The sequence below is a fragment of the Mycobacterium sp. genome (assembly GCF_035314665.1).
Lineage (GTDB): Bacteria > Actinomycetota > Actinomycetes > Mycobacteriales > Mycobacteriaceae > Mycobacterium.
In genome coordinates this window covers 60409-68656 of the sequence record NZ_DATFZD010000137.1, presented here as the reverse complement: position 1 = coordinate 68656, position 8248 = coordinate 60409, and the positions used below count along the sequence as shown (strand labels likewise).

Annotated in this window: 12 protein-coding genes and 1 pseudogene; 8 read left to right on the top strand and 5 right to left on the bottom strand. The window is 64.1% G+C overall.

What is annotated here, in order from left to right:
• A partial coding sequence (locus VKI00_RS11000; protein WP_324437488.1) for an acyl-CoA dehydrogenase family protein occupies window positions 1-795 on the top strand: 795 nt, incomplete at its 5' end.
• A gap of 162 nt (window positions 796-957) precedes the next feature.
• The gene (locus VKI00_RS10995) at window positions 958-1410 is read left to right on the top strand and encodes a DUF5709 domain-containing protein (RefSeq protein WP_324437487.1); all 453 of its coding nucleotides are present in this window, start codon (window positions 958-960) and stop codon (window positions 1408-1410) included.
• An 82-nt stretch (window positions 1411-1492) separates the two neighbouring features.
• Here VKI00_RS10995 and VKI00_RS10990 read toward each other — a convergent pair whose 3' ends face one another.
• Entirely contained in the window at window positions 1493-1708 is a 216-nt protein-coding gene (locus VKI00_RS10990; protein ID WP_324437495.1) for a hypothetical protein, read from the bottom strand.
• Window positions 1709-2011: 303 nt separating this feature from the next.
• Here VKI00_RS10990 and VKI00_RS10985 point away from each other — a divergent pair, with 303 nt between their 5' ends.
• On the top strand, window positions 2012-2278 hold the full coding sequence (locus VKI00_RS10985) for a DUF1918 domain-containing protein (RefSeq protein WP_324437486.1): 267 nt from the start codon (window positions 2012-2014) through the stop codon (window positions 2276-2278).
• Window positions 2279-2449: 171 nt separating this feature from the next.
• On the opposite strand, the gene VKI00_RS10980 is transcribed toward VKI00_RS10985, so the two are convergent.
• On the bottom strand, window positions 2450-2926 hold the full coding sequence (locus VKI00_RS10980; protein ID WP_324437485.1) for a hypothetical protein: 477 nt from the start codon (window positions 2924-2926) through the stop codon (window positions 2450-2452).
• Window positions 2927-3076: 150 nt separating this feature from the next.
• Entirely contained in the window at window positions 3077-3340 is a 264-nt protein-coding gene (locus tag VKI00_RS10975) for a hypothetical protein (protein ID WP_324437484.1), read from the bottom strand.
• Between the two features lie 181 nt (window positions 3341-3521).
• Here VKI00_RS10975 and VKI00_RS10970 point away from each other — a divergent pair.
• A pseudogene (locus VKI00_RS10970) lies at window positions 3522-3922 on the top strand (hypothetical protein); the annotation flags it as partial.
• Window positions 3923-4071: 149 nt separating this feature from the next.
• On the opposite strand, the gene VKI00_RS10965 reads toward VKI00_RS10970, so the two are convergent.
• Window positions 4072-4977, bottom strand: a complete 906-nt coding sequence (locus tag VKI00_RS10965) for an alpha/beta hydrolase (RefSeq protein WP_324437483.1) — start codon at window positions 4975-4977, stop codon at window positions 4072-4074.
• Between the two features lie 9 nt (window positions 4978-4986).
• Window positions 4987-5442: a MaoC family dehydratase gene (locus VKI00_RS10960; RefSeq protein WP_324437482.1), complete on the bottom strand. Its 456-nt coding sequence runs from the start codon at window positions 5440-5442 to the stop codon at window positions 4987-4989.
• A 94-nt stretch (window positions 5443-5536) separates the two neighbouring features.
• Here VKI00_RS10960 and VKI00_RS10955 point away from each other — a divergent pair, with 94 nt between their 5' ends.
• The 4 genes from VKI00_RS10955 to VKI00_RS10940 all read left to right on the top strand — a co-directional run bounded on the left by VKI00_RS10955 (window position 5537) and on the right by VKI00_RS10940 (window position 8190).
• Window positions 5537-6034 (top strand): metallophosphoesterase, encoded by a 498-nt coding sequence (locus tag VKI00_RS10955; RefSeq protein ID WP_324437494.1) that lies wholly within the window; start codon window positions 5537-5539, stop codon window positions 6032-6034.
• Between the two features lie 74 nt (window positions 6035-6108).
• Entirely contained in the window at window positions 6109-6561 is a 453-nt protein-coding gene (locus tag VKI00_RS10950) for a MarR family winged helix-turn-helix transcriptional regulator (RefSeq protein WP_324437481.1), read from the top strand.
• The gene (locus VKI00_RS10945) at window positions 6558-7379 is read left to right on the top strand and encodes an ATP-binding cassette domain-containing protein (RefSeq protein WP_324437480.1); all 822 of its coding nucleotides are present in this window, start codon (window positions 6558-6560) and stop codon (window positions 7377-7379) included. Before VKI00_RS10950 ends, VKI00_RS10945 begins: the two co-directional genes overlap by 4 nt.
• Complete coding sequence (locus VKI00_RS10940) at window positions 7369-8190, top strand: ABC transporter permease (protein ID WP_324437479.1); 822 nt, start codon at window positions 7369-7371, stop codon at window positions 8188-8190. Before VKI00_RS10945 ends, VKI00_RS10940 begins: the two co-directional genes overlap by 11 nt.
• Window positions 8191-8248: the final 58 nt, after the last annotated feature.

The window sequence follows — 8248 nt, the reverse complement described above, 5'->3', positions numbered from 1 at the left end:
AGCAACGCCAGGCACGCCTCGTTCTTCATCGTGATGGCCGTGACCAAGCCCGACGCCCGCACGTACGACAAGATGTCGCTGTTCATCGTTCCTGGCGAGACACCGGGCATCGAGATCATCCGCAACGTCGCGGTGGGAGGGGAGTCGGGCAAGCACGGCTCGCACGGCTACGTCCGCTACAACGGCGTCCGGGTGCCGGCCGATCACGTGCTGGGCGGCGAAGGCCAGGCGTTCATGATCGCGCAGACCCGCCTCGGCGGTGGCCGCATTCATCACGCGATGCGCACAATCGCCCTGGCGCGCAAGGCCTTCGACATGATGTGTGAGCGCGCGGTGTCGCGGCAGACCAGGCACGGCAAGCTGGCCGACTTCCAGATGACCCAGGAGAAGATCGCCGACAGCTGGATCCAGATCGAGCAGTTCCGGCTGCTGGTGCTGCGCACGGCTTGGCTGATCGACAAGCACCACGACTACCAGAAGGTGCGCCGAGACATCGCCGCGGTCAAGGTCGCCATGCCGCAGGTGCTGCACGACGTCGCACAGCGGGCGCTGCACCTGCACGGCGCGCTCGGCGTCTCCGACGAGATGCCGTTCGTCAAGATGATGGTGGCCGCCGAGTCGCTGGGCATCGCCGACGGCGCTACCGAGCTGCACAAGATGACCGTCGCCCGCCGGACCCTGCGTGAATATGAGCCGGTGACAACGCCTTTCCCGTCGCAGCACATACCCACTCGGCGGGCCGAGGCGCAAGCCCGGCTGGCCGAGCGCCTGGAGCATGCGGTCGCCGAGTTCTGAGGCGTCTGCCGGCGTGTCTAAAGTTGCCGGATCGAGGGCCAAACGACCCTAGGTCGGTGTGCTCGCTGCGACTTAACTTCCAGTTGACCCGCGAGTCCGCTCGCCGGGATGTCCAACGATTCAGGAGAACACCATGACCACCGGCCAGCTGGGACAATTGTTATGAGCACTCGATACGACGCCGGCCCAGCGATGGGCGAATACAGTTTGGACGACGACAACCAGCTGCAGCCAGAGGACACCCTCATCGACCGCGGCGTCGATGACGCACTCGATGAAGGTATTTCGCCGCCCGAGCAACCATACGGGCCCGGCGCCTTCGGACCGTCGGAAAGCCTGGACCAGAAGCTTGCCGAGGAAGAGCCGGACCCGGCAGCGCGAATTAATGTCTGGCTCGACAACGAGGAGCAGCAGCGCTCCGATGCGGCCGAGCGTGAAGCCGAATTCCCTCAGTCGCGAGAAGTGGGCGGTAGGCGAGCAGGTCGGCTCGTCGCACCGGACTGCGGATTTGGCGAACACACCGAGGCGGAGCTCGTTGCTGAGGACGCTGGCATCAGTGGCGGCGCCGCCTCCGCTGAGGAAGCCGCAGTTCACATCATCGAAGAGGGCGAGTGAGCCGAATTGGAATGGCCCGGCGCGCGTGACGCGAAAGGTCGATGACGTCCTTTTGCGAGGGACCGGCCCAGGAAGACGTTGCTTAAGCTGCGACAGCCACGTGAACTGACAGGTGTTCGCCGACAGCATAGGCGGTCGGCCAGTCGCCGTTCCGGACCGCTCGCGCGAGGTCTTCAACCATAGGACTGTTGGCTCCCAATTCGGCCAACCACGCGGAGACCGTGGGACCAATGGCGTTGCACGGCACCCGAACTGTGCGTCCTTCGTGCAGGCGATCTGTTAGCTGATACAGGGTCATCGGTGAACCGGCGTCTCCCAGGTGGAAGTGGCGCCACAGCGACCATGTGTGCCTGGCCGCGGTCCGGGCTGATGAACCCATGATGGCCTCCTCGTCCAGCGATCCTATGGCTTCGATTCGACTATGCCCGGTTGGCGCGCCGTAGAGCGCAAAGACACCGTGCTGGCGGGTCTTTGGCGGTCGACTCAGCCTTGCCGAGGTCTCGGCGGTCAGGGACTTTCGGCCACGGGAGTTAGGGCCTGATGCCCTTCCGCCACCACTGTGGACGCCTGCACGATTGAGCTTTCGATGGAAGGGATGTTCATGAAAGCGAAGGTTGGAGACTGGCTGTTGATCAAGGGCGCGACGGTTGATCGACCCGACCAGCGGGGGCTCATCGCAGAGGTGCACTCGTCCGATGGTTCACCACCGTATGTGGTGCAGTGGCTCGACACCGGCCACACGGCAACCGTATTTCCGGGCCCGGATGCCATTGTCGTCACCGCTGACGAGCAGAAAGCCGCCGACGAGCGAGCGCGGCACCGGTTCGGCGCGGTGCAGTCGGCGATCTCCCACCCCACGACCAAATAGGCAACTTCAGGTCAGGTAAAGACAGGATTCAGTGGCGGCTGCGGTGTGCGAACTGCCGCAGCTCGCGCCGAACGCGCAGATAACGGGTGGTGGGTGCCGCGGGGTAGCCGATCCGGCAGGCAAAGGCGATTCTGAGGTGATCGGGCACGGACAGGATCGCGCGAAGCGCGTCTAGTCGCAAAGTTCCGGCACCGACGTCGCCTGGCGAGGCGGCGGATCGTCCACACTGAGCCGCTCGATCTCGTCGGCCGCGTCAGTCAGCGCAGCCGCCAGTGTGCGGGCCGCTGCCGCATCGAGCGCATCTAAATGTCTGGTGTGCACGGTGATCCACCGACGTACCGAGCCGTCGGCTCGCTGTCGGCCGAACACCTGAACGCGGGCCTGCCCGGCGGGCCGCATGGTGCCCGCGAAATCGCGGAACCAGGTGCCGTCACGCTGCCAGCCGAATGTGCGCACCGCACTGGCGGGTGGCGCAACCTCGTCGAATCGCTCTGCGGCAGTGGTGTTCTCGGCCGCCCACTGCTGCGCCGTTTTTAGCAGGGCCTGCGGTTCGTCGCGTTCGAGCCGCTCGAGTTGCGTGATCTGGGCGGCGGTGAGCGCGTCGGCCAGGTCCCGCCAGCTTCGGGCGGTGTCGTCGGATGTGGTCATGCTGTGCAGTGTCGGCGACAAGTCTGGCCGTTCGCGAGGGTCGAAGGTCACGTCTTGTGCCTTTGCCAGTCCTCAGCGCGGAAAACGAAGTGTGGCCGTCCACAGTTGAGGGGACTGTGGACGGCCGCCGTTTTGGCAGGAGGTGATGGGCTACTTCTTGTTCACCGCCTCGCCGGCACTTCGCACGACACCGCGCATGAATTCGATCCGGGTGGTGACCAGCTCTTCAGCCAATTTCAACGCAGCGTCGATAACGGTCTTGCGCCGCGACTCTCCCTCGACCACTGAAGTCACTTCATCGACGAAGCTACGGATGGCTTCGATGCCCTTCTTCCGGCCGGCCTCGAGTGACTCGAGGACGTCATCGGATAGTTCGGCCCAGCGTGGCTCGGCCTTGTGTGGCGCTTGCGTCATTGCTTGTCTCCTTTATCGATTTGACTTCTCAACGCTATGACGGCTCCTTAGCTGCGACGAGTGACTAAAGTCCTGCGTCACTGCAACATTCGACCTTTATTGGGGTGTCGCATACCTGGTGACCTTCGGCGGGACGTAAGTCCCTACCACGACCTTTGCAGGGGTCTTAACGTCTGCCGCCATGGCGCTACCCTCCAGCGACGACCCTCGCCGGCACCGGCATCAAAGCCCGCCCGGTGCGGTGCTGAGTAGCGTCGTCCAGCCGCTTACCCCGCTCGTGCGAAGCGGTCGCTTCGTTGCTCAATCGTTGCTGAAGTCGCGCAACGACACACCCGATGAGCTACCCATCGCTCGGCCGACTATCGCTCTGACAGGGCAGGCTCTTCGCGATGAGATCGTCTGATGGGTCTGAAGGCGCGCCGCCCGGTCAGCCAGCCGCGTGCGTTTGCGCGGATCGACCGCGAAGTCGTCGCGGCACTGGAGTTCTACGGAGACAAGGGATGGCTGGAAAAGCCGAAAGGATTCTTCGTTCAGCCACCGCCGCTTTCGGATGTCACCGTCCGGCAGGTGAAGGGCCGCAAACCCACGAACCGGATACAATTTGCCGATATCGCACCTTCGCGGTCCGGTTATGTCGCGGGGCGCGACGCGGTTCCCGACATCGCCGCGCTGACCGCGCTCACCGAGAAGGCGCCGATCGAACTCGAATCAGCGGTGGGCGTCCGCCAGGCCTAAGAGCCTTCGGTGACGCGGTCGATGTGCGCGAAAAAGTGGGTCAGCACCGCATCGGGCGCTTCGAGTTGCGGCCAGTGCCCGATGTCGTCGGCGAGCATCACCACATCGGGGTGGGGTATCACCTCGGCGTAACGGCGCGCCATGTGCGCACCCGAGTTGGGGTCGATCGGCCCGTCGATCAACCGCATCGGAACCTTGGTTTGCCGCATCGCGCGCACCCAACGATTCCGATGCGTGTAGCGGTCGTTGATGAACCGGCCGACCTTGTGCAGCACCCGGCGGCCGTCGTTGTAATCCAAGATCTGGTTGAACACGTCCATCATGTGCCGTGTCGGTTTGGTGTTGGGGCCGAACATCTCGCGCAGCGTCGGTTCCAGCAACCGGCGAGATAGCGGGCTACCCTGCACGTGACTGAAGATGTCCCCCAACGGAGTCCGGGACATCAGCTTCTGCGCCGCGCGCGGCGTGTAGGTCTCGACGAACATGCCGCCGTTGAGCCAGGTGATCGAGTCGATGCTCAATTGACCATAAGCGGGCTGACGAAACTCGTGACGGGCCAACAGTTCCTGTCCCACGGAGTCACCGATGTCATGGGCGATGATGTGCGCGTTACCGATTCCCAGGTGTTCCAGCAGCGCCTCGTGCATGTCGGCGTGGTCGTGCACCGAATATTCGTAGGCGACCGGCTTAGCCGAGAAGCCCATCCCCATCATGTCCGGTGCGATGACGGTGAAGCGTTGGGTGATCGTTGGCCAGATCGGTGCCCAGTCAAAGGAGTTGAACGGGTAGCCGTGGATCAGCAATAGCGGAGGCCCGCTGCCTTCCGTGCGGTAGAAGATGTCAAAGCCGAGGTAGTCGAAGTGCTGCCCGGCCGCCAGCCAGGATGCCAGTTCAGCGTCCACGGCCGGCGCCTACGAGATGTAACGGACGATGCTCTCGGCCACACACGCCGGCTTGTCCGACCCCTCGATCTCCACGGTGGTCGATACCGTCGCCTGGACGGCGCCGTTGCCAAGGTCATCGACCCCGACCAACGAGCTTTGCGCACGAATCTTCGACCCGACCGGCACCGGGGCGGGGAAGCGAACCTTGTTCAGGCCGTAGTTGACCGCGAGCTTGATGCCATTGACCGTGTACATCTCATGCTGGAGCCGGGGCAACAGCGCCAACGTCATAAAGCCATGGGCGATGGTCTTGCCGAACGGGCCTTTCGCCGCCCGTTCCGGGTCAACGTGTATCCACTGGTGATCCCCGGTCGCATCGGCGAAGAGGTTGACCTCTTCCTGGGTGATGGTCACCCAGTCGCTTTGTCCGATGGTTTGACCCTGGGCGGCGGCGAGGTCGGCAACTGATTCGAAAGTGCGCATTCTGTTCTCCTCTGCTCAGGTGCAAACGTATAGTGCCGCGATCACCGCGGTGGCGCCCGGGGTCGTTGCCAGCATCCTGTTGCAAGATGACCAAATGAGGCTGTTACTGCTTGCCGATACTCATGTGCCGCGACGCGCCCGCGATCTGCCCGCACAGGTATGGGACGAAGTGGCGCAGGCTGATGTCGTCTTTCATGCCGGCGACTGGGTGACGCCCGAGTTGCTCGACACGCTGGCGGGACGGGCGACGCGATTGGTGGCGTGTTGGGGGAACAACGACGGACCGGCGCTGCGGGCGCGGTTGCCGGAACGCGCGGACGTGCTGCTGGGCGGGCTGCACTTCACGGTTGTCCACGAGACCGGCGGCGCGGCCGGCCGGGAGGAACGGATGTCGCAGCACTACCCCGATAGCGACGTGTTGATCTTCGGCCACAGTCACATTCCGTGGGACACCACTACCGGTACCGGCCTGCGGCTGCTCAACCCCGGGTCGCCGACGGATCGCCGCCGGCAACCAGCCTGCACGTACATGACCGCGACCGTCCGCGACGGCAACCTGACCGACGTGCGGCTGCACCGCGTCGTGCGTTAGCCCGCTTATCGACGCATAACCACTCCACAGCTCGCACCAATATATAGCTCGTAAACAGAGGTATTGTCGGGTAGGTGCAGGTAAGCACCGATTTAGCGACCGAGGTCTTCCGGATCGTCGGCAGATTCCGCCGCCAACTTCGAAGGTCGGTCGGCCGCGGTTTTGATTCCGCGCGACTCACCGAGTCGCAGTCGGAGCTGCTCTGGCTGGTGGGCCGCAACCCGGGCATATCGGTCAGCGCCGCCGCGGCCGAACTCGGATTGGTGCCCAACACCGCCTCGACACTGGTGTCCAAGCTGGTGTCCGGCGGCTTCCTCACCCGCAGCGTCGGAGCCACCGATCGCCGCGTCGGCGAGCTCGCCCTCGCCGCGCCCACCCAGCAGATCGTCGACGCATCCAGGGCGGCACGGCGAGCGCTGCTGTCCGAGGTGCTCGGCGAACTAGACAACGACCAAATCGCGTCTCTGGCAAAGGGATTGGAGGTTCTCGACACGATGACACGATTACTCCAGGAGCGACGATCATGAGCGAACTGCTACCCCCGGCCATCGACTGCCAGCACCTGACCTATCGCTACGGCAAGTTCACCGCCGTCGACGACGTGACGCTGCAGGTGCGGCCCGGCGAGACCATGGGCCTGCTCGGGCCCAATGGGGCCGGCAAAACCACGTTGGTGCGCATGCTCACGACGCTGACGCCGGTCCAGCACGGTCAGCTGCGCATCTTCGGCTTGGACTCGCGTCATCAGACGGTCGATGTCCGAAGCAATATCGGCTATGTGCCACAACAGCTTTCCATTGAGCCCGCGCTGACCGGCAAACAAAACGTGGAGTGGTTCGCGCGGCTGTACGGCGTGCCGCGCGACCAGCGCGCCCAACGCGTCGAGCAGGCGCTGGCCGCGATGCAACTTCTCGACGTGGCCCACCGCCTCGCCGGGACCTACTCCGGCGGCATGGTGCGCCGACTCGAGGTGGCCCAAGCGCTTGTCAACCGCCCGTCGCTGCTGGTGCTCGACGAACCCACCGTCGGGCTGGATCCTATTGCCCGGGAAGGTGTCTGGAGCCAAGTACAGACCATGCAGACACAATTCGGCATGACCGTCCTGCTGACCACCCACTACATGGAAGAGGCCGACGCACTGTGCGATCGGGTGGCGTTGATGCATCGCGGTGAGTTGCGGGCCGTGGGAACGCCGACGAAGTTGAAGTCGACGTTGTCGCCCGCGGCCACGCTCGAGGACGTGTTCCGCCACTACGCCGCGTCCGACTTGTCGCAGCAGACAGAATCTTCCGAAGCTTTCAGTGAAATCCGTTCCAGCAGAAAGGTTGCCCGTCGTGCCGGTTGACCAACGCGCTATCGAGGTAACCCTGGTCCAGGCTCCCCGTGGCTGGCAACGCGTCTGCGCAACGGTGGGTCGCGTCGGGGCGTTCGCGATCGTCGAATTGCAGAAGCTTCAGCACGACCGCACCGAACTTGTCACCAGGATGGTGCAGCCGGCGCTGTGGCTGTTGATCTTCGGTACCACGTTCAGCCATTTGCACGTGATCAACACCGGCTCGGTGTCGTATCTGGCCTTCCTGGCGCCGGGCATCATCGCGCAATCCGCGCTGTTCATCTCCATCTTCTACGGCATACAGATCATCTGGGACCGGGACGCCGGCATCCTCGCCAAGCTGATGGTGACGCCCGCGCCGGCTTCGGCGCTGATCACCGGTAAGTCGTTCGCGGCGGGTGTGCGCTCGGTGGCGCAGGTCGTCGGTGTGTTGGCGCTGGCCTATCTGATGGGCGTTGGGCTGACCATCAATCCGCTGCGGATCCTGGCCGCGATGGGCGTCGTCATGCTGGGTGCGGCGTTCTTCGCGTGCCTGTCGATGACGTTGGCCGGCCTGGTCCGGAGTCGCGATCGGCTGATGGGCATCGGCCAAGCCATCACGATGCCGTTGTTCTTCGCGTCCAACGCGCTCTACCCGGTCAACGTGATGCCCGCCTGGCTGCATTTGCTCAGCCGGGTCAACCCGCTCAGTTACGAGGTCGACGCGCTGCGTGCGCTGCTGATCGGCACACCGTTCAACCCGGCCGACATCGCCGTTTTGGTGGTGGCCGCGGTGCTCGGAATCTGCACTGCGTCAACACTTTTACGTCGCCTGGTCTCCTGAGCAAGGTCACCCACGCTGTAAATGGCCACAGGCCAACGATTCCCAATCGTTATCTTTG